Source organism: Roseateles sp. FW305-36 (assembly GCF_058787015.1).
In genome coordinates this window covers 103,482-123,398 of sequence record NZ_JBYSZK010000003.1, presented here as the reverse complement: position 1 = coordinate 123,398, position 19,917 = coordinate 103,482, and the positions used below count along the sequence as shown (strand labels likewise).

Genomic DNA, 19,917 nt, shown 5'->3' with positions numbered 1-19,917 from the left:
GGCATGTTCGGCATCACTGATCTCGGCACCTTTCTCGCGGCAGCGATCTTCATCATCCTGCTGCCCGGGCCCAACTCGCTCTATGTGCTGTCCGTCGCGGCCCAGCGCGGCGTGCGCACCGGCTACACGGCGGCCTGCGGCGTGTTCGTGGGCGACACGGTGCTGATGACGGCCGCGGCCGCCGGCGGCGCTTCGCTCCTGATGGCCAGCCCGCAGATCTTCTTCGTCGTGAAGATGGTCGGCGCGGTCTACCTGGGCTGGATCGGCATCCAGCTGCTGCGCGGTGCGATCAGCACCTGGCGCGGCAATGGCAGGAGCAACGAGGCGCCGCGCGTGGTCGACGCCAGCCAGCCCTTCCGCAAGGCCCTGGTCGTCAGCCTGCTGAACCCCAAGGCCATCGCCTTCCTGCTGTCCTTCTTCATCCAGTTCGTCGACCCGGCCTATCCGACGCCGGCGCTGACCTTCCTGATCCTGGGTTCCATCATCCAGGTGCTCAGCTTTGTCTATCTCTCGACGCTGATCTTTGCCGGCGCCCGCCTTGCCGCGGCCTTCCGTGCACGCCGTCGACTCTCCGGCGCCGCCAATGCGGGCGTCGGTGCACTTTTCGTTGGGTTCGGGGCCAAGCTGGCCACGGCCACTCTCTAAGCAGACCGCCATGCCGAAACGTACAGACCTCAAAAGCATCCTCATCATCGGCGCCGGCCCGATCATCATCGGCCAGGCCTGCGAGTTCGACTACTCGGGCGCCCAGGCCTGCAAGGCGCTGCGCGAGGAGGGCTACAAGGTCATCCTGGTGAACAGCAACCCGGCGACCATCATGACGGACCCGGACACGGCGGACGTCACCTACATCGAGCCCATCACCTGGCAGGTGGTCGAGAAGATCATCGCCAAGGAGCGCCCTGACGCGGTGCTGCCGACCATGGGCGGCCAGACCGCGCTGAACTGCGCCCTGGACCTGCACAAGCACGGCGTGCTGGCCAAGTACAACGTCGAGATGATCGGTGCCAACGAGGTCGCCATCGAGAAGGCCGAGGACCGCCTGAAGTTCAAGGACGCGATGACCAAGATCGGCCTGGGCTCGGCGCGGTCGGGCATCGCGCATTCGCTGGAAGAAGCCTGGAGCGTGCAGAAGCGCATCCATGCCGACATCGGTGGCAGCGGCTTCCCCATGGTCATCCGCCCCAGCTTCACGTTGGGCGGCACGGGCGGCGGCATCGCCTACAACCCCGAAGAATTCGAGACCATCTGCAAGCGCGGCCTGGACCTGTCGCCGACCAACGAGCTGCTCATCGAAGAGAGCCTGATCGGCTGGAAGGAATACGAGATGGAAGTCGTCCGCGACAAGGCGGACAACTGCATCATCGTCTGCTCCATCGAGAACCTGGACCCGATGGGCATCCACACCGGTGACTCCATCACCGTGGCGCCCAGCCAGACGCTGTCGGACAAGGAATACCAGCTGCTGCGCAATGCGTCCCTGGCCGTGCTGCGCGAGATCGGCGTGGACACCGGTGGCTCCAACGTGCAGTTCTCCATCAACCCGAAGGACGGCCGCATGGTCGTCATCGAGATGAACCCGCGCGTGTCGCGTTCGTCGGCGCTGGCGTCCAAGGCCACGGGCTTTCCCATCGCCAAGGTCGCGGCCAAGCTGGCCGTCGGCTACACGCTGGACGAGTTGAAGAACGACATCACCGGCGGTGCCACGCCGGCGAGCTTCGAGCCCAGCATCGACTACGTCGTCACCAAGATCCCGCGCTTCGCCTTCGAGAAGTTCCCGATGGCCGACTCGCGCCTGACGACGCAGATGAAGTCGGTCGGCGAGGTGATGGCCATGGGCCGCACCTTCCAGGAGTCCTTCCAGAAGGCGCTGCGCGGCCTGGAGACCGGCATCGACGGCCTGACCGAGCGTTCCACCGATCGCGAAGAGATCGTGCAGGAGATCGGCGAAGCCGGCCCCGAACGCATCCTCTTCCTGGCCGATGCCTTCCGCATCGGTATGACGCTGGACGAGATCTACGAAGAGACCGCGGTGGACCCGTGGTTCCTGGCCCAGATCGAACAGCTGGTGCAGATCGAAGCCGACCTCAAGGGCCGCAGCATCGAATCGGTCACCGAAGCCGAGCTGCGCCTGCTCAAGACCAAGGGCTTCTCGGACAAGCGCCTGGCCAAGCTGCTGGGCACCCACCAGCACGCCGTGCGTGAGCGCCGCCATGCGCTGAATGTGCGCCCCGTCTACAAGCGCGTGGACACCTGCGCCGCCGAGTTCTCGACGCAGACGGCCTATATGTACTCGACCTATGAAGGCGAGGGCGCCGAGTGCGAGGCCGCACCGACCGACAAGAAGAAGATCATGGTGCTGGGCGGTGGCCCCAACCGCATCGGCCAGGGCATCGAGTTCGACTACTGCTGCGTGCACGCGGCCCTCGCCATGCGCGAGGACGGCTACGAGACGCTGATGGTCAACTGCAACCCCGAGACCGTCTCGACCGACTACGACACGTCCGACCGCCTCTACTTCGAGCCCGTCACGCTGGAAGACGTGCTGGAGATCGTCGACAAGGAAAAGCCGGTCGGCGTCATCGTGCAATACGGCGGCCAGACGCCGCTGAAGCTGGCCCTGGACCTGGAGCGCGCCGGCGTGCCCATCATCGGCACGACGCCCGACTCCATCGACATCGCCGAGGACCGCGAGCGCTTCCAGAAGCTGCTGCACGAGCTGGGCCTGAAGCAGCCGCCCAACCGCACCGCGCGCACCGAGGAGCAGGCCGTCACGCTGGCCAACGAGATCGGCTACCCGCTGGTCGTGCGCCCGAGCTATGTGCTGGGCGGCCGTGCGATGGAAATCGTGCACGGCGACAAGGATCTGGAGCGCTATATGCGCGAAGCGGTGCGCGTCAGCGAGAAGTCGCCGGTGCTGCTGGACCACTTCCTGCAGGACGCCATCGAGGTCGACGTCGACTGCATCAGCGACGGCGTCGACACGATGATCGGCGGCATCATGGAGCACATCGAGGCGGCCGGCATCCATTCGGGCGACTCGGCCTGCTCGCTGCCGCCCTACACGCTGGCGGCCGATGTGCAGGACGAACTGCGCCGCCAGACGGCCGCGATGGCCAAGGCGCTGAAGGTCATCGGCCTGATGAACGTGCAGTTCGCCATCCAGGGCGACGTCGCCAAGGGCCTGGCCCACTGCACGATCTATGTGCTGGAAGTGAACCCGCGCGCCTCGCGCACGGTGCCCTATGTGTCCAAGGCCACCGGCCAGCAACTCGCCAAGATCGCCGCGCGCTGCATGGCCGGCCAGAAGATCACCGACCAGCGCGACCGCAAGGGCCGCGTGCCGGCCGAGGTCGTGCCGCCTTACTTCAGCGTCAAGGAAGCCGTCTTCCCCTTCAACAAGTTCCCGGGCGTGGACCCCATCCTCAGCCCCGAGATGCGTTCGACGGGTGAAGTCATGGGCGCCGCCAAGACCTTCGGCGAAGCCATGCTGAAGAGCCAGATCGGCGCCGGCTCGCGCCTGCCGCGCCAGGGCAATGTGCTTATCACCGTCAAGAACAACGACAAGGCCCGCGCCATCGCCATCGCCAAGGATCTGCACGAGCTGGGCTTCGGTCTCGTCGCGACCAAGGGCACGGCCGCGGCCATCATCGAGGCTGGCGTGCCTTGCAAGCTGATCAACAAGATCAAGGACGGCCGTCCGCACATCGTCGATGCCTTGAAGGGGGGCGACATCCAGCTCGTCTTCACGACGGTGGACGAGACCCGCACCGCCATCGCCGACAGCCGCTACATCCGCCAGGCCGCACTTGCCAATCGTGTGACCTACTACACGACCATGGCCGGCTGTGAGGCCGCGGTCGAGGGCATGAAACACCGTGACGGCCTGACCGTGCAATCCCTGCAGGAACTGCACGCCGAGCTGGCTTAAACTCCAGCCCTATCGATTCCGCCGCAGCAGCCCGCACGGGCCGCAGCGGCGGAACTCTTTTTGCCATCGAGTTTTGACATGACGACCATCCCCCTGACCAAGCGCGGCGCCGAGGCGCTGAAGGCCGAGCTGCACCGCCTCAAGACCGTCGAGCGTCACGCCGTCGTCCAGGCGATTGCCGAGGCGCGCGCCCAGGGTGACCTGAGCGAAAACGCCGAGTACGACGCGGCCAAGGACAAGCAGGGCTTCATCGAAGGCCGCATCCTCGAGATCGAAGGCAAGCTGGCCGCGGCCCAGATCATCGACCCCTCGTCGCTGGATGCCGGCGGTCGCGTGGTGTTCGGCGCCACCGTCGACCTTGAGGACGAAGACAGTGGCAATGCCGTGACCTACCAGATCACCGGCGACGACGAAGCCGACATCAAGCTGGGGCGCATCTCGGTGGGCTCGCCCATCGCCCGTGCGCTGATCGGCAAGGAAGCCGGCGACGTGGCCGAGGTTCAAGCGCCCGGCGGCGTCCGTCGTTACGAGATCATCGAAGTTCGGTACGAATAACACCCCCTACCGGCTGCGCCGGCCCCCTCAAGGGGGCTGAGCCCGGACACAAACAGTCCTGAGGACTGTTTGTGCCTGGCGAAGGACAAACCCTCTGGCTTTGGCAGCAGCCAGCGGCCCGGCAAAGCCGGTTCCGCGGCAGCCACTCGGTAAGGCACTACGAATAGGCGACGATGTTTCCGAAACTCCAAGCCCTGCTGGCCGCCCTCTGGGGCGGCTTTTTGCTGTGTGTAGCCTTCGCAGCGGCGCCGAGCGCGTTCGCGGTGCTGGAGCGGGCCCAGGCGGGCACGTTCGTCGGCCGGCTCTTCGGTGTCGAAGCCCAGGTGAGCCTGGCCACGGCCCTGATCCTGATGTTGATCGAGCGTCGCATTGCCCGTGACGCCGTCGAGGCGGGCGCGGCGAGCAATGTCTTTTCCGCGAAGCTGCTGCTGCCGGCCGTCGCGCTGTTCTGCACCATTGCCGGCTATTACGGCCTGCAACCCCTGATGGCCGACGCGAAAGCCGGCCATGGTGCTGCGTCATTCGCGGCGCTGCATGGCGTGTCGCTGGCGTTTTTCGGTGTGAAGGGCCTGGCCGTCTTGGCCCTGGCCTGGCTCAGCCAGCTCAGTCCGAGAAGGACTTCTTGACGCTGGTGGTCTTGCTGCGCTTCTTGATGCGCTTGATCTCGCCGCCCTGGGTCACGCGCTCATTGCCCATGACCTTGACCTTGTTGATCTGCGGGCGGCCATTGCCGCTCTTGGAGAATTTGACGATCTTGACAACGCGGGGGCCGGGCATGGCGTCCTCGCGCTCTGCCTTGGCCTTCTCGGGGATGGGGCGCCACAGCACCAGCAGCTTGCCGATGTGCTGGATGGGGGCGGCGTTCAGTTCGTCGCAGAGCTGCGCGAACATCTCCTCGCGGGCCGCGCGGTCGTCGCCCAGCACCCGCACCTTGATCAGGCCATGAGCCTTCAGCGCGAGATCGGTTTCCTTGACGACGGCCGGCGTCAGGCCCTCGCCGCCGATCATCACGACCGGGTCGAGATGGTGGGCATCGGCGCGCTTGTCCTTGCGCTGGGCGGGGGTCAGATTGATTTGAGGCATCCCCGAATTATGGCTTCGGCCCGGCGCAAAGCGCCTTCACGTCGCGAGCGACGTGAGCCTGCGCCGCAACCGGCAAGCCGGTTGTCCCGTCTAATAGCACCGTGAAAACTCAAACCAAAAGCAAGAAACTGAACAAGGCGTGGTTGAACAACCATGTCTCGGACCCCTATGTGCAGCAGGCGCAGAAGGACGGCTACCGTTCGCGTGCCGCCTACAAGCTCAAGGAGATCGACGAGGAGCTCAAGCTGATCCGCCCGGGCCAGGTGGTGGTGGACCTGGGCGCCACGCCCGGGGCCTGGAGCCAGTATCTGCGCCGCAAGTTCGCGCCCAAGGAGGCGGGCCAAGGCGGGGCGGCCGTCGGCCAGCTCAACGGCACCATCATTGCGCTGGACCTGCTGGACTTCGAGCCCATCGAGGGCGTGCACTTCATCCAAGGCGATTTCCAGGAAGACGCCGTGCTGGCCCAGCTGGAAGAAGCGCTGGCCGGCAAACCTGTGGATGTCGTGGTGTCGGATATGGCGCCCAATCTGTCGGGTATTGCGGCGACGGACGCCGCCCGCATCTCCAACCTGATCGAATTGGCCGTCGATTTCGCCGACAAGCACCTCAAGCCCGACGGCGCCCTGGTGGCCAAGGTCTTCCACGGCAGCGGCTACAACGAGCTCGTCGACCTCTTCCGGGCACACTTCAAGGTCTTCAAGGTCGTGAAGCCCAAGGCCTCGCGCATCCGCTCTTCCGAGACATTCTTGGTCGGTATTGGGGTGAAAAACCGCTGATTACAGGGCTAGCCCCCTTGCCGCCCTTAAAATCGCCCCCACTGTCCTGAAACCCGCGCTGGGCCATCAGGGCCAAGGAGTCGCAGTGAACAATCAATGGTTTTCGAAGTTCGCCGTCTGGATCGTGATCGCGCTGGTGCTGTTCACGGTCGTCAAGCAGTTCGGCGGCACGACGGCCCCCGGCAAGCAAGTCACCTATTCCGAGTTCCTGGATCTGGTCCAGGCGCGTCGCATCAAGTCGGTCGTGCTGCCAGACGGTTTTGCGGGTGACGTGATCGCCGAGGACACCGACGGCAACAAGCTGCGCACCCTGGCCACGGCCAAGGACCAGGGCCTGGTGGGTGACCTGCGCAACAACGGCGTCAAGTTCGACGTCAAGCCGCGCGAAGAGCAGAGCTTCCTGGTCAGCATGCTGATCAACTGGACGCCCATGCTGCTGCTGATCGGCGTCTGGGTCTATTTCATGCGCCAGATGCAGGGCGGCGGCAAGGGCGGTGCCTTCAGCTTCGGCAAGAGCAAAGCCCGCATGCTGGACGAGAACAACAACACCGTCACCTTTGCCGACGTCGCCGGTTGCGACGAGGCCAAGGAAGAGGTGAAGGAGCTGGTCGACTTCCTGAAGGACCCGCAGAAGTTCCAGAAGCTCGGCGGCCGCATCCCGCGCGGCGTGCTGATGGTCGGCCCTCCGGGTACCGGCAAGACGCTGCTGGCCAAGTCCATCGCCGGCGAAGCCAAGGTGCCCTTCTTCACGATCTCGGGCTCCGACTTCGTTGAAATGTTCGTCGGTGTCGGCGCCGCCCGCGTGCGCGACATGTTCGAGCAGGCCAAGAAGAGCGCGCCCTGCATCATCTTCATCGACGAAATCGACGCCGTCGGCCGCCATCGTGGCGCAGGCCTGGGCGGCGGCAACGACGAGCGCGAGCAGACGCTGAACCAGATGCTGGTCGAGATGGACGGCTTCGACACCAACCTCGGCGTCATCGTCATCGCGGCCACCAACCGCCCCGACATCCTGGACCCGGCTCTGCTGCGTCCCGGCCGTTTCGACCGCCAGGTCTATGTGACGCTGCCGGACATCCGCGGCCGCGAGCAGATCCTGAACGTGCACATGCGCAAGGTGCCCATCGGCCAGGACGTCAACGCGTCCATCCTGGCCCGCGGCACGCCCGGCATGAGCGGTGCCGACCTGGCCAACCTCGTCAACGAGGCGGCCCTGTTCGCGGCGCGCCGCAATGGCCGCCTGGTGGAAATGATCGACTTCGAGCGCGCCAAGGACAAGCTCTATATGGGCCCCGAGCGCAAGAGCATGGTCATGACCGAGGACGAGAAGCGCGCCACGGCTTATCACGAGTCCGGCCATGCCGTCGTCGCCGAGCTGCTGCCCAACACCGACCCGGTTCACAAGGTCACCATCATGCCGCGCGGCCGCGCCCTCGGCGTGACCTGGCAGCTGCCCGAGCGTGATCAGCACAGCCTCTACTTCAAGCAGATGCTCAACAGCATCAGCATCATGTTCGGTGGCCGCATTGCCGAGGACCTGTTCGTCCACGACATCTCCACCGGCGCGTCCAACGACTACGAGCGTGCCACCCGCATGGCCCGCGACATGGTCACGCGCTACGGCATGAGCGAGGCCCTGGGCCCCATGGTCTATGCCGAGAACGAAGGCGAAGTCTTCCTCGGCCGCAGCATGACCAAGACGGCCAACATCAGCGAGACCACGCAGCAGAAGGTCGACAGCGAGATCCGCCGCATCCTCGACGAGCAATACGCCGTCGCGCAGAAGATCCTCGAAGACAACCGCGACAAGGTCGAGACCATGACCGAGGCGCTGATGAAGTGGGAAACCATCGACCGCGACCAGATCCTGGACATCATGGCCGGCCGCCCGCCGCGTGAACCGGGTGGTGGCAGCTCGGCGCCCAGCAGCGGCCCCAGCGGCGGCACGCCGCCCGTCAGCACCGACGGCGCTCCGGCCGCGGCCTGATCCGACAACCCCTGACGGGCCCGGCTTCCACCGGGCCCGTTTTCCATTCCGACCCTCATGCACTGGCAGACCCGCCGCTTCCCGCTAGACCTGAGCCGCCCGCGCGTGATGGGCATCGTCAACGTGACGCCCGACTCCTTCTCGGACGGCGGCCGGCACGACGAGCACCACGCGGCCATCGCCCATTGCGAGCGCCTGGTGGCCGAGGGGGCCGACATCCTGGACATCGGCGGCGAGTCCACCCGCCCGGGGGCACCGCGCGTCGATGCCGACAGCGAATGGGCCCGCATCGCGCCCGTGCTGGCCGTGGCCGTCACGCTGGGCGTGCCGGTCTCCGTCGACACCTACAAACCCGATGTGATGCGGCGAGCCCTGGATGCCGGCGCGGACATCATCAACGACGTGCAGGCCCTGCAGATGCCCGGCGCGCTGGCGGCCGTGGCCGGCAGTGGCGCGGCTGTCTGCCTGATGCATATGCGCGGCGAACCGGCTTCGATGATGGACCTGGCCGTCTATGGCGATGTGGTCGCCGAGGTTGGCGCCTTCCTGGCCCAGCGTGCCCGGGCGGCGCGCGATTCAGGCATCCCGGCAGATTGCATCGCCCTCGACCCCGGCTATGGTTTCGCCAAGAACGCCGAACACAATCTGCGCCTGCTGGCCGGCCAGCGCCGGCTGACGGAACTGGGCTATCCGCTGCTGGTGGGTTGGTCGCGCAAACGCACCCTGGGCGACATCACCGGCCGACCGGTCGACCAGCGTCTGCCGGCCAGTCTGGCCGCTGCGCTGAAGGCCGTCAGCCTCGGCGCCAGCGTGCTGCGTGTGCACGATGTCGCCGCCACGGTGGACGCGCTCAAGGTCTGGGCCGCCATCGATACGGCGACAATCTCGGCCATTGAATAAAAGGAAGAGCTCGATGGGCCGCAAGTATTTTGGAACCGACGGCATTCGAGGCACGGTGGGTCAGGCCCCGATCACGCCGGACTTCATGCTGCGCCTGGGCCATGCCGTCGGCCGCGTGCTGCGCAACAGCAGCCAGCGCCCCACGGTGCTGATCGGCAAGGACACGCGCATCTCGGGCTATATGCTGGAATCGTCGCTGGAGGCGGGCTTTGCGTCCGCCGGCGTCAATGTGCTGCTGACCGGCCCGCTGCCGACCCCCGGCGTCGCCTACCTGACCCGCGCGCTGCGCCTGGACCTGGGCGTCGTCATCAGCGCCTCGCACAACCCCTTCCAGGACAACGGCATCAAGTTCTTCTCCGCCAAGGGTGAGAAGCTGCCCGACGCCTGGGAACTGGCCGTGGAAGCCGCGCTGGAAGAAGCCCCGCAGTGGGTGGACTCCGCCAGCCTCGGTCGCGCCAGGCGCCTGGAAGACGCGCGCGGCCGCTATATCGAGTTCTGCAAGAACAGCTTCGGCTCCGACCTGACGCTGAAGGGTCTGAAGATCGTCGTCGATGCCGCCCATGGCGCGGCCTATCACGTCGCTCCGGACGTCTTCCATGAACTGGGCGCCGAGGTCATCTCGATCGGCTGCAAGCCCGACGGCTTCAACATCAACGCCGGTTTCGGCGCAACGGCGCCCGGCGCCCTGGTCGAGGCCGTCAAGGCCCACGGGGCGGACTACGGCGTGGCTCTGGACGGCGACGCCGACCGCCTGCAGCTGGTGGACGCCAACGGCCGCCTCTACAACGGCGACGAGTTGCTCTACGTGATGGTGGCCGACCGACTGGCCCAGGGCCAGCGCGTCCCCGGCGCCGTCGGCACGCTGATGACGAACATGGCGGTCGAGCTGGCGCTGCGCTCGCGCGACGTCGAGTTCGTGCGTGCCAAGGTCGGTGACCGCTATGTGCTGGAAGAGCTGGCCGCGCGTGGCTGGCAGCTCGGTGGCGAGGGTTCGGGCCATCTGCTGGCCCTGGACAAGCACACCACGGGCGACGGCATCGTCAGCGCCTTGCTGGTGCTGCAATCGGTCTGCCGCGGTGCCCGCAGCCTGGCCGAGCAGCTGCAGGGTGTGGACCTGTTCCCGCAGACGCTGATCAATGTGCGCCTGCAAGCGGGCCAGGACTGGAAGAGCAATACCCGCCTGGCCGCGGAGCAGACCGCCGTGATCGCCGAACTTGGCGACCGCGGCCGCGTGCTGATCCGCCCGTCGGGCACCGAGCCGCTGGTGCGCGTGATGGTCGAGGCGTCGGACGCCAGCTTGGCGCAGCGATGCGCACAGCGCCTGGCCGATACGCTGGCGGCCTGACCCGTCAAGACCCCGCTAAAGGCCGCCTTCGGGCGGCCTTTTCGTTTACTTTTTCGGCGGCATCAGCACGCGATCGACCACATGAGCCACGCCATTGGTCGCGACGATGTCGGCTTGCTGGACGACGGCGTCGTCCACGGTGACGAAGCTGCCGGCCTTGGCCAGGGCCAGGGTGGCGCCCTGGTGGGTCTTGGCGCTGCCCGGCTTGACGTCGGCAGCGGCGACGCGGCCGTCGATGACGTGATAGCCCAGCACGGCCTTGAGCTGGGCGGGATCGGCTGCCAGGGCCTCCATGGTCTTGGCGGGCACGGCCTTGAAGGCGTCGTCACTGGGGGCGAAAACGGTCAGCGGGCCGCTGGCGCGCAGCTCGTCGGCCAGGCCGGCCTGGGCCACCAGGCGGTTGAAGGTGCTGAGCTGGGGGTCGCGGGCCAGGGTGTCGGCCAGCGGTGCCGGGGCGGGCGTGGTGGCGCAGGCGGCCAGCAGGCTGGCGGCGGCCAGGGCGATCAGGGAGTTGCGGCGGATCATTTCGGAGGCTCCGGTGAGTCTGGAAGACGGCTGGCCGGCACTCTAGAAGTGCAATATGACGGTCGCATGAACCTCAAATGACACTGTCACAAAGCGGTTCGAACGCCTTCCCAGCGGCGAGCCGAAGCGCTCCAATGACCGGGTTGATGACGGCGTGGTCACCGAACCGTCACATTCCATCCCTAGGATGCCAACCATCGTCAAAACCGCTTTGCGGAAGGTGTCTCAGATGAACGTGTTCCAGGTCAGCAAGTCGCTCGCCATCGTTGTGGGTCTGTTCGGTGCCCAGGTGGCCCTTGCCCAGGACGTGACCGGCGCTGGCGCCACCTTCCCGGCGCCCATCTACGCCAAGTGGGCCGATGCCTACAACAAGGCCACCGGCGCTCGCATCAACTACCAGTCCGTCGGCTCCGGCGCCGGCATCCGCCAGATCAAGGCCAAGACGGTCGACTTCGGCGCCTCCGACATGCCGCTGAAGGACGAGGAGCTGGCCAAGGACGGCCTGGTCCAGTTCCCGATGGTCATCGGCGGCGTCGTGCCCGTCGTCAACATCAAGGGCATCGCCCCGGGCCAGATCAAGCTGACCGGCACCGTGCTGGCCGACATCTACCTCGGCAAGGTCACGAAGTGGAACGACGCGGCCATCACCGGCCTGAATCCCGGCGTTGCGCTGCCTGACGCCGCCATCGCCCCGGTGGCCCGTGCCGACGGTTCGGGCACGACCTTCATCTTCACCAACTACCTGTCCAAGGTCAGCGAGGCCTGGAAGACCCAGGTCGGCGAAGGTACGACGGTCAAGTGGCTGGCCGGCACGGCCGGCAAGGGCAACGAGGGCGTCGCCGCCTTCGTGCAGCGCCTGCCCAACTCCATCGGCTACGTCGAGTACGCCTATGTGAAGCAGAACAAGATGACCTACGTCCAGCTGAAGAACAGGGACGGCCAGTGGGTCAACCCCAGCGACGACGCCTTCAAGGCCGCCGCGGCCGGCGCCGACTGGAACAAGACCTTCTACCAGATCACGACCGACCAGCCGGGCAAGGAAGCCTGGCCGCTGACCAACCCGACCTACATCCTGATGTTCAAGTCCCAGGACAAGGCCGCCAGCGCCAGCGCCGCCCTGAAGTTCTTCGACTGGGCCTATGGCAACGGCGACAAGATGGCCGACGACCTCGACTACGTGCCCCTGCCCGCCGCCGTGAAGGACCTGGTGCGCAAGCAGTGGGCCGGCCAGATCAAGGACACGGCCGGCAAGCCCGTCGCCTACAAGTGACCCCAGGGCGCTGACGGCGGCCCGGCTCCGGCCGGGCCTTGCCACATCGGCGCCCATCCCCTGACCCGACTTTCCGGAGGTTCCTTGGCAGCCATCCTTCCCGCCGGCAGCGCAGGCGCTGACCGAAGCGAACCTCGCTCGCATACTTCGCCCATGGAACCCAAGCCCCAGCGCCGTCGCGTCGCCCCCTGGGCCGATGCGCTGTTCGCCGCCCTGTCGCAGGGTGCGGCCTGGCTGACGCTGGCGCTGATGGTCGGCATCATCGGTTCCCTCATCGTCGGCGCGGCACCGGCCTTGAAGGCCTTCGGCCTGGGCTTCCTGACCAGCGCGGAGTGGGACCCGGTGCAGGAGAAGTTCGGCGGCCTGGTGATGATCTACGGCACGCTGGCCAGCTCCTTCATCGCGCTGCTCATCGCCGTGCCGGTCAGCTTCGGCATCGCCATCTTCCTGACCGAGCTGTCGCCGAGCTGGTTGAAGCGGCCCCTGGGCATCGCCATCGAGCTGCTGGCCGCCGTGCCCTCCATCGTCTACGGCATGTGGGGCCTGCTGGTGTTCGGCCCCATCCTGGCCACCTTCGTGCAACAGCCGCTGCAGGCGCTGTTCACCGGCGTGCCCTTCATCGGTTCGCTGTTCTCCGGCCCGCCGGTGGGCATCGGCATCCTGTCGGCCGGCATCATCCTGGCCATCATGATCATCCCCTTCATCGCCTCGGTGATGCGTGACGTCTTCGAAGTCACGCCGCCGATGCTGAAGGAGTCTGCCTACGGCCTGGGCGCGACGACCTGGGAAGTCGTCTCGCGCGTCGTGCTGCCCTACACCAAGACCGGCGTCGTCGGCGGCGTCATGCTGGGCCTGGGCCGGGCACTGGGCGAAACCATGGCCGTCACCTTCGTGATCGGCAACATGAACCAGCTGAACTCGCTGTCGGTCTTCGAGGCCGCCAACAGCATCACATCGACGCTGGCCAACGAGTTCGCCGAAGCCGGCGAGGGCCTGCACCAGGCCTCGCTGATGTATCTCGGCCTGGTCCTCTTCCTCATCACCTTCGTCGTGCTGACCATCTCCAAGCTGCTGCTGCTGCGCCTGAAGAAGAGCGAAGGAGCCCGTTCATGAGCTCGACCCTCGACACTCGCCGCCTGGCGATGCACAACAAGCGCAAGCGCATCAATGCCATCGCGCTGGCCCTGTCCCTGGGCGCCATGGGCTTCGGCGTGTTCTGGCTGATCTGGATCCTGTTCGAGACCATCTATCTCGGCATCGGCGGCCTGAACCTGGCCACCTTCACGCAGATGACGCCGCCGCCGCAAGGCGAGGGCGGTGGCCTGGCCAACGCCATCTTCGGCAGCTTCGTCATGGTCGGCCTGGCCACGCTGGTCGGCACGCCGGTCGGCATCCTGGCCGGCGTCTACCTGGCCGAGTACGGTCAGAAGACCTGGCTGGGCAGCGCGGTGCGCTTCATCAACGACATCCTGCTGTCGGCGCCCTCCATCGTCGTCGGCCTGTTCGTCTACGCCGTCATCGTCGCCCGCTTCAAGAGCTTCTCCGGCCTGGCCGGCGCCCTGGCCCTGGCCCTGCTGGTCATTCCCGTCGTCATCCGCACCACCGAGAACATGCTGAGCCTGGTGCCGAATGCTCTGCGCGAGGCGGCCTATGCGCTGGGCACGCCGAAGTGGAAGGTGATCCTGTCCATCACGCTGAAGGCGGCCCGTGCCGGCGTCATCACCGGCATCCTGCTGGCCCTGGCGCGCGTGTCCGGCGAGACCGCGCCGCTGCTGTTCACGGCCCTGTCCAACCAGTTCTGGACGAGCGACATCAGCTCGCCGATGGCCAGCCTGCCCGTCACCATCTTCAAGTTTGCGATGAGCCCTTACGAGAACTGGCAGAAGCTGGCCTGGGCCGGCGTCTTCCTGATCACCGTGGGCGTGCTGCTGCTGAACATCCTCGCCCGCGTGCTCTTCAAGAACAAACACTAAGGACTCCGATCATGGACGCCAAGATCGAAACCTCGTTGAGCGAGCGCGCCAAGCTGTCGGTGCGCAACCTGAACTTCTTCTACGGCAGCTTCCACGCCTTGAAGAACATCAACCTCGACATCCCCGAGAAGAAGGTCACCGCCTTCATCGGCCCGTCGGGCTGCGGCAAGTCGACGCTGCTGCGCACGCTGAACCGCATGTTCGAGCTCTATCCCGAGCAGCGCGCCGAAGGCCAGATCCTGCTCGACGGCGAGAACATCCTGGAGAGCAAGGACGATGTCTCGCTGATCCGCGCCAAGGTCGGCATGGTCTTCCAGAAGCCCACGCCCTTCCCGATGTCCATCTACGACAACATCGCCTTCGGCGTGAAGCTGTTCGAGACCCTGCCCCGCGTGGAGATGGACGAGCGCATCGAATGGGCCTTGAAGAAGGCGGCCCTGTGGACGGAAGTGAAGGACAAGCTCAACCAGAGCGGTGCCGGCCTGTCCGGCGGCCAGCAGCAGCGCCTGTGCATCGCGCGTGGCATCGCCATCAAGCCCGAAGTGCTGCTGCTCGACGAGCCCTGCTCGGCGCTGGATCCGATCTCCACCGGCAAGATCGAAGAGCTGATCCACGAGCTCAAGAGCGACTACACGGTCGCCATCGTGACCCACAACATGCAGCAGGCTGCGCGCTGCTCGGACTACACGGCCTATATGTACCTGGGCGACCTGATCGAATTCGGTCCCACCGCTGAGCTCTTCATGAAGCCCAAGCGCAAGGACACCGAGGACTACATCACGGGCCGCTTCGGCTGATCAAGGAGGACGGCATGACGGATAAACATCTCTCGACCCAGTTCGACGCCGAACTCAGCGGCATCTCGACCCGCGTGCTCGAAATGGGCGGCCTGGTGGAAGCCCAGGTGGCCCAGGCCGTGCAGGCCCTGGCCGACTTCAGCGCCGAGTCGGCCGATGAAGTGCTGGCCAAGGAAGGCCGCGTCAACACGATGGAGATCGAGATCGACCGCGATCTCTCCACCATCATCGCCCGCCGCCAGCCGACCGCCCGCGACCTGCGTCTGTTGATCGCCATCAGCAAGAGCATCGCCAACCTCGAACGCGTCGGCGACGAGGCGGCGCGCATCGCCCGCACCGTGCAGCGACTGGTGTCCGGCGGTGTCTCGAGCCGGCTGCGCCTGCCGATGGGTGACCTGGCCTTCGAGGCCGAGCTGGCCATCAAGCAGTTGCGCAAGTCGCTGGACGCCTTCGCCCGCCTGGACGTCGAGCGCGCCCTGGACGTGCTCAAGCATGACGACGAGATCGACAAGGAGTTCGACGGCCTGCTGCGCAAGCTCATCACCTACATGATGGAAGACCCGCGCACCATCTCTTCGTCCATCGATCTCGTCTTCGTGGCCAAGGCCATCGAGCGCGTCGGCGACCACGCCAAGAACCTGGCCGAGGTCGTCATCTACGTGGTCAAGGGCCAGGACGTCCGGCACAACTCGCCGGAAGCCGTAGAAACCATGGTTCGATAGCCCACCCCCTACCGGCTTCGCCGGCCCCCTCAAGGGAGCACTGTCAGTGGCCCGGCAAAGCCGGCTCCACGACAGTCACTCGGTAAGGCACTACTTTCGAAAGAGAACTCTTATGAGTCGAGTTTTGGTTGTGGAGGATGAATCGGCGATTGCCGAGCTGATCTCCATCAATCTGCGCCACGCCGGTTTCGAGGTGACGATCGCCGGCAGTGCCACCCAGGCCCAGTACGAGGTTGACCGGGTGCTGCCCGACCTCGTCGTGCTGGACTGGATGCTGCCCGGCCAGAGCGGCGTGGCCCTGGCCCGCCAGTGGCGCAGTGCGGCCCGCACCAAGGAGCTGCCCGTCATCATGCTGACGGCACGCGCCGAGGAAGGCGACAAGATCGCGGGCCTGGACGCCGGCGCCGACGACTACATCACCAAGCCCTTCTCGACCAACGAGCTGCTGGCCCGCATCCGCGCCGTGCTGCGCCGCAAGGCGCCCGAGGCCCTGGACAGCGCGGTCGAGGTCGGCCCGCTGCTGCTCGACCCGGGCACCCGCCGCGTCAGCCGCGATGGTGCCGAAGTCAAGCTCGGTCCCACCGAGTTCCGCCTGCTGCATTTCCTCATGACCCACCCCGAGCGCGTGCACAGCCGCTCGCAGCTGCTGGACCGCGTCTGGGGCGACCATGTATTCATCGAGGAACGCACCATCGACGTCCACGTCAAGCGCTTGCGCGAGGCGCTGGAGCGCGTGCAGTGCGCCCGCATGATCGAGACCGTTCGCGGTGCCGGTTACCGACTGACCCAGCAGAGCAGCGCGCTCTCCGCCTGAGACTCGCCCGCAGTACATGACCTGGTTGTTGCCTCGACTGCTGATGGCCCTCGTGGCCAGTCTGCTCGGGTTTGTCATCGCTGTCGCGGTTCGCACGGCCACGGGCATCGACGGCCTGGGCCTGGGCCTCGGCGTCGTCGGTGGCGTCGTGCTGATGCTGCTGGTCGACGCGGTGCGCGGCCATCGCCTGTTGAGCTGGCTGCGCGGCAACCAGCTGGAGAACGCGCCGCGCGACACCGGCCTGTGGGGCGAAGTCGGCTACCGCATCGAGCGCGCCGTGCGCGATCGCGACCGCGCCGTGGGCCGCGCCCATCTGGAGCTGGAGCAATTCCTGTCCGCCATCGAGGCCTCGCCCAATGGCGTGCTGATGCTGGACCCGCAGGAGCAGATCGTCTGGTGCAACCGCGTCGCGGCTGATCACTTTGCCCTCGACCCGCAGCGCGACCTGCGCCAGCGCATCACCAACCTCGTGCGCGCGCCGGCCTTCGTCGCCTATCTGCAGGCCGGCAACTTCGCCGAACCACTGGTGCTGGGCAACGGCCGCGGTCCGGGCACCCTGTCCATCATCGTGCGCGAGTACGGCGAGGGCATGCGCCTGGTGCTGTCGCTGGACGTCACCGAGCGCATGCGTTCCGAGGCCATGCGGCGCGACTTCGTCGCCAATGTCTCGCACGAGATCCGTACCCCACTGACGGTGCTGTCCGGCTTCATCGAGACCATGCACACGCTGCCGCTGACGGCCGTCGAGCGCGAACGCGTGCTGGTGTTGATGAACCAGCAGACCCAGCGCATGCAGACCCTGGTCGCCGACCTGCTGACCCTGGCCCAGCTCGAAGGCAGCCCGCGTCCGGCACCGGACCGCTGGGTGGACCTGGACAGCCTGCTGCTGCGCATTTCGGCCGACGCCGAGGCCTTGTCCGCCGGCCGGCATCAGCTGCGCCTCAAGCCCGAAACCCATGTCGAGCTGGCCGGCATCGAGAGCGAACTGCTCAGCGCCATCGCCAACCTGGTGACCAACGCCGTGCGCTACACGCCCGATGGTGGCGAGGTCGAGGTGGCCTGGCGCGTGCTGGAAGGCGGCGATGGAGAGCTGACCGTCATCGACACCGGCCCGGGCATTGCGCGCGAACACATCCCGCGCCTGACCGAGCGCTTCTACCGCGTCGACGGCAGCCGCTCGCGCGAGACGGGCGGCACGGGGCTGGGCCTGTCCATCGTCAAGCACGTGATGCAGCGCCATGGCGGCGAGCTGATGATCCAGAGCGACGTCGGCAAGGGCTCGCGCTTCCGTCTCGTGCTGCCGGCCGCACGCGTGCGCCAGGCCAGCGATGCCGCCCTGGGAGACGAGGCGGCCTTCAACACCGCCGCCTTGTCAGATCACTGACAAGGGAAGCTCCGAACAGGCGCATCGCGGCGTTGCAAATCCGCGCCGTAGCAGAGCTACGGCTGTGGTTTGCGCCTTGCGCTGCATCCCGCATCCAGGCGCGCACGCTCGCGCTGGGCCTGTTCAGAGCTTCCGCAACAGCACCAGGCCGGCGCTGCCGCTGCGGTCCGTCGGTCGCTTGACCTGGGCGACGACCTGCCAGCCGCGAGGCGTCGGCTGGCCCGCGCTGATGACGGCATGGCTGCATCCGGAAGCGTTCAGCGAACCGCTGCCGCGCACCTGCCAGCCGCCATGCCATTCCAGCGCCGCCAGCGTCGCGAGGTTCTGGCCCGATGCAGCCAGGCAGGAGATATCAGCGGGCGTGCGGGCCTTCAGGCGTGCCACCAGCGGTGCCAGGCTGCGCGCATAGTCCAGCGGCGGCAGCAGCAGGCTCATGACCAGCAGCCAGCCCAGCGCGACGCCGCCGGCGGGCAGGGCCAGGCTCTTCCACAGCGCATGGCGATGCCGGGCGGTGCGCCAGCGCACCAGGGCCAGCCAGGCCAGCGTGGCGGCAATGGCAAGCACCAGGGCCAGCAGGCTGAAGCGCGGCTCGAAGCCCTCGGCCAGGCGGCGCAGATTGGCCATGGGCCGCTCCGGCCAGCCGGTGTGCATGGAGACGTAGTAGAGCCAGCCGAACAGCGCGACGGCCGAGAAGATGAAGACGCAGAACCAGTCCACGGCCGCCGAGAAGCTGCGGCTCAGCGTCGGCAGCGCAAAGGCGGCCAGGATGGCCAGCGAGGGCAGGGCCAGCAGCAGGGCGCGCTCCGAGCCGTCCATGGTGATGCAGGCCATCAGCGGCACCAGCAGGGCGATGGCGGGCACGGTGATATGGCGGCGCAGTCCGTGACGGCGCCAGCGCCATAGCGTCCACAGGGCCAGCGGCCCGGACGGCCAGCAGAACCAGGCCAGCAGGCTCAGCAGCGAGGCGAACTGGATGCCCGGCCGCGCGCGCCAGGCCCAGCCGTCGAATGCCCAAGCCGCGACGACGGCCAGCGTCAGCGAAGCCAGCAGCCAGACCCGCTGGGCCTTGGCCTCGTCATAGCTGGAGCGGTGGTTGAGCAACAGGCCGAGCACGCCGAGAGCACAGGCCACCGTGGGCGCGCCGCTGGCGGCCAGCACCGGCAGGGCCAGCAGCACGGCGATGCGCGCGCGGCCGCGCCTGAACGGCGCCGCGGCCAGGCCGTAGAGATAGCCCGAGATGGCCAGCAACTGCATCAGCTCCGGCGTGGTCTCATGACCGAGTTGCAATAGGCCCAGCGACGCCATCAAGGCCAGCAGGGCGCCATCGGCCAGGGCGCGGGCGTAGTCCACGGCCTGGGCCTCGCCGCCGAAGGCAAAGGCCACCGGCTGGGCCGCCTCTGTGCGGGCCAGGTGGAAGCAGGTGTACCAGACCGCCACGAGCACGCCGACCAGCACCAGGGCATAGGGCAGGCGGGCGGCGATGGGGGCGTCCAGGAAGGGCAGGACCTTGATGGCCAGGGCGCCCAGCCAGTAGGGCAGGGGACCGCCCTCGGCAGGGATGCCGGCGATGGCGGGCTGCCACCACGGCGCATGGCCTTGCGCGATGCTGGCCATGAAGCCGAAGGCCGTCAGGTCGGCATTGCGCCAGGGATCGCGGCCGAAGATGCCGGGGATCACATAGGCCGCGCACAGCAGGATCAGCGCCAGGCGCGGCAGGCGCTCGACGCCGCGCTCGGCGACGATGGCGGGGGTGGGGAGATTCACTCGGGAAACTTCGATGGAGCCGGCCGGCATCATGCCGTCAAACCGGGTCTGGAAATGCAAAAGGGCAGCCTGAGCTGCCCTTTGGACGTTG

Annotated in this window: 18 protein-coding genes; 15 read left to right on the top strand and 3 right to left on the bottom strand. The window is 66.9% G+C overall.

What is annotated here, in order from left to right; all coding sequences use genetic code 11:
* Nucleotides 1–3: 3 nt before the first annotated feature.
* The 4 genes from leuE to AC3WOE_RS07250 all read left to right on the top strand — a co-directional run bounded on the left by leuE (nt 4) and on the right by AC3WOE_RS07250 (nt 5,112).
* The gene (leuE, locus tag AC3WOE_RS07265; protein ID WP_492689368.1) at nt 4–645 is read left to right on the top strand and encodes a leucine efflux protein LeuE; all 642 of its coding nucleotides are present in this window, start codon (nt 4–6) and stop codon (nt 643–645) included.
* A gap of 10 nt (nt 646–655) precedes the next feature.
* Complete coding sequence (gene carB / locus AC3WOE_RS07260; RefSeq protein ID WP_492689367.1) at nt 656–3,931, top strand: carbamoyl-phosphate synthase large subunit; 3,276 nt, start codon at nt 656–658, stop codon at nt 3,929–3,931.
* Nucleotides 3,932–4,009: 78 nt separating this feature from the next.
* The gene (greA, locus tag AC3WOE_RS07255) at nt 4,010–4,486 is read left to right on the top strand and encodes a transcription elongation factor GreA (protein WP_439461964.1); all 477 of its coding nucleotides are present in this window, start codon (nt 4,010–4,012) and stop codon (nt 4,484–4,486) included.
* Between the two features lie 173 nt (nt 4,487–4,659).
* Complete coding sequence (locus AC3WOE_RS07250) at nt 4,660–5,112, top strand: DUF4149 domain-containing protein (protein WP_492689364.1); 453 nt, start codon at nt 4,660–4,662, stop codon at nt 5,110–5,112.
* On the opposite strand, the gene AC3WOE_RS07245 is transcribed toward AC3WOE_RS07250, so the two are convergent.
* Nucleotides 5,090–5,569 carry a YhbY family RNA-binding protein gene (locus AC3WOE_RS07245; RefSeq protein ID WP_492689362.1) on the bottom strand — a complete coding sequence of 160 codons (480 nt, stop codon included), beginning with the start codon at nt 5,567–5,569 and terminating at the stop codon, nt 5,090–5,092. The two genes, AC3WOE_RS07250 and AC3WOE_RS07245, sit on opposite strands and share 23 nt — an antisense overlap.
* Nucleotides 5,570–5,670: 101 nt before the next feature.
* Here AC3WOE_RS07245 and AC3WOE_RS07240 point away from each other — a divergent pair, with 101 nt between their 5' ends.
* The 4 genes from AC3WOE_RS07240 (at nt 5,671) to glmM (ending at nt 10,577) form a co-directional block, all read left to right on the top strand.
* Nucleotides 5,671–6,345, top strand: a complete 675-nt coding sequence (locus AC3WOE_RS07240) for an RlmE family RNA methyltransferase (protein WP_492689360.1) — start codon at nt 5,671–5,673, stop codon at nt 6,343–6,345.
* An 85-nt stretch (nt 6,346–6,430) separates the two neighbouring features.
* The gene (ftsH, locus tag AC3WOE_RS07235) at nt 6,431–8,332 is read left to right on the top strand and encodes an ATP-dependent zinc metalloprotease FtsH (RefSeq protein WP_492689359.1); all 1,902 of its coding nucleotides are present in this window, start codon (nt 6,431–6,433) and stop codon (nt 8,330–8,332) included.
* Between the two features lie 57 nt (nt 8,333–8,389).
* Nucleotides 8,390–9,232, top strand: coding sequence for a dihydropteroate synthase (gene folP, locus AC3WOE_RS07230; protein ID WP_492689357.1), 843 nt, complete (start codon nt 8,390–8,392; stop codon nt 9,230–9,232).
* Nucleotides 9,233–9,245: 13 nt separating this feature from the next.
* A complete protein-coding gene (glmM, locus tag AC3WOE_RS07225) occupies nt 9,246–10,577 on the top strand; it encodes a phosphoglucosamine mutase (RefSeq protein ID WP_492689356.1) in 1,332 nt (443 codons plus the stop codon).
* A 45-nt stretch (nt 10,578–10,622) separates the two neighbouring features.
* Here the strand turns inward: glmM and AC3WOE_RS07220 are convergent, their stop codons facing one another.
* Nucleotides 10,623–11,102, bottom strand: a complete 480-nt coding sequence (locus tag AC3WOE_RS07220) for a fasciclin domain-containing protein (protein WP_492689354.1) — start codon at nt 11,100–11,102, stop codon at nt 10,623–10,625.
* A gap of 229 nt (nt 11,103–11,331) precedes the next feature.
* On the opposite strand from AC3WOE_RS07220, the gene pstS reads away from it, so the two are divergent.
* From pstS to phoR, 7 genes are all read left to right on the top strand, one after another.
* Nucleotides 11,332–12,372 carry a phosphate ABC transporter substrate-binding protein PstS gene (gene pstS, locus AC3WOE_RS07215; RefSeq protein WP_492689352.1) on the top strand — a complete coding sequence of 347 codons (1,041 nt, stop codon included), beginning with the start codon at nt 11,332–11,334 and terminating at the stop codon, nt 12,370–12,372.
* 153 nt (nt 12,373–12,525) lie between these two features.
* Complete coding sequence (gene pstC / locus AC3WOE_RS07210; protein ID WP_492689350.1) at nt 12,526–13,485, top strand: phosphate ABC transporter permease subunit PstC; 960 nt, start codon at nt 12,526–12,528, stop codon at nt 13,483–13,485.
* Nucleotides 13,482–14,345 (top strand): phosphate ABC transporter permease PstA, encoded by an 864-nt coding sequence (gene pstA / locus AC3WOE_RS07205; protein ID WP_492689349.1) that lies wholly within the window; start codon nt 13,482–13,484, stop codon nt 14,343–14,345. The genes pstC and pstA overlap by 4 nt, the downstream gene beginning before the upstream one ends.
* Nucleotides 14,346–14,356: 11 nt before the next feature.
* Nucleotides 14,357–15,142 carry a phosphate ABC transporter ATP-binding protein PstB gene (pstB, locus tag AC3WOE_RS07200; RefSeq protein WP_492689347.1) on the top strand — a complete coding sequence of 262 codons (786 nt, stop codon included), beginning with the start codon at nt 14,357–14,359 and terminating at the stop codon, nt 15,140–15,142.
* 14 nt (nt 15,143–15,156) lie between these two features.
* Nucleotides 15,157–15,864, top strand: a complete 708-nt coding sequence (gene phoU, locus AC3WOE_RS07195) for a phosphate signaling complex protein PhoU (RefSeq protein ID WP_310268152.1) — start codon at nt 15,157–15,159, stop codon at nt 15,862–15,864.
* Nucleotides 15,865–15,976: 112 nt separating this feature from the next.
* Complete coding sequence (phoB, locus tag AC3WOE_RS07190) at nt 15,977–16,678, top strand: phosphate regulon transcriptional regulator PhoB (RefSeq protein ID WP_492689346.1); 702 nt, start codon at nt 15,977–15,979, stop codon at nt 16,676–16,678.
* 16 nt (nt 16,679–16,694) lie between these two features.
* A complete protein-coding gene (gene phoR, locus AC3WOE_RS07185) occupies nt 16,695–18,062 on the top strand; it encodes a phosphate regulon sensor histidine kinase PhoR (protein WP_492689344.1) in 1,368 nt (455 codons plus the stop codon).
* A gap of 123 nt (nt 18,063–18,185) precedes the next feature.
* Here phoR and AC3WOE_RS07180 read toward each other — a convergent pair whose 3' ends face one another.
* Nucleotides 18,186–19,826, bottom strand: coding sequence for a hypothetical protein (locus tag AC3WOE_RS07180; RefSeq protein ID WP_492689343.1), 1,641 nt, complete (start codon nt 19,824–19,826; stop codon nt 18,186–18,188).
* Nucleotides 19,827–19,917 lie beyond the last annotated feature (91 nt).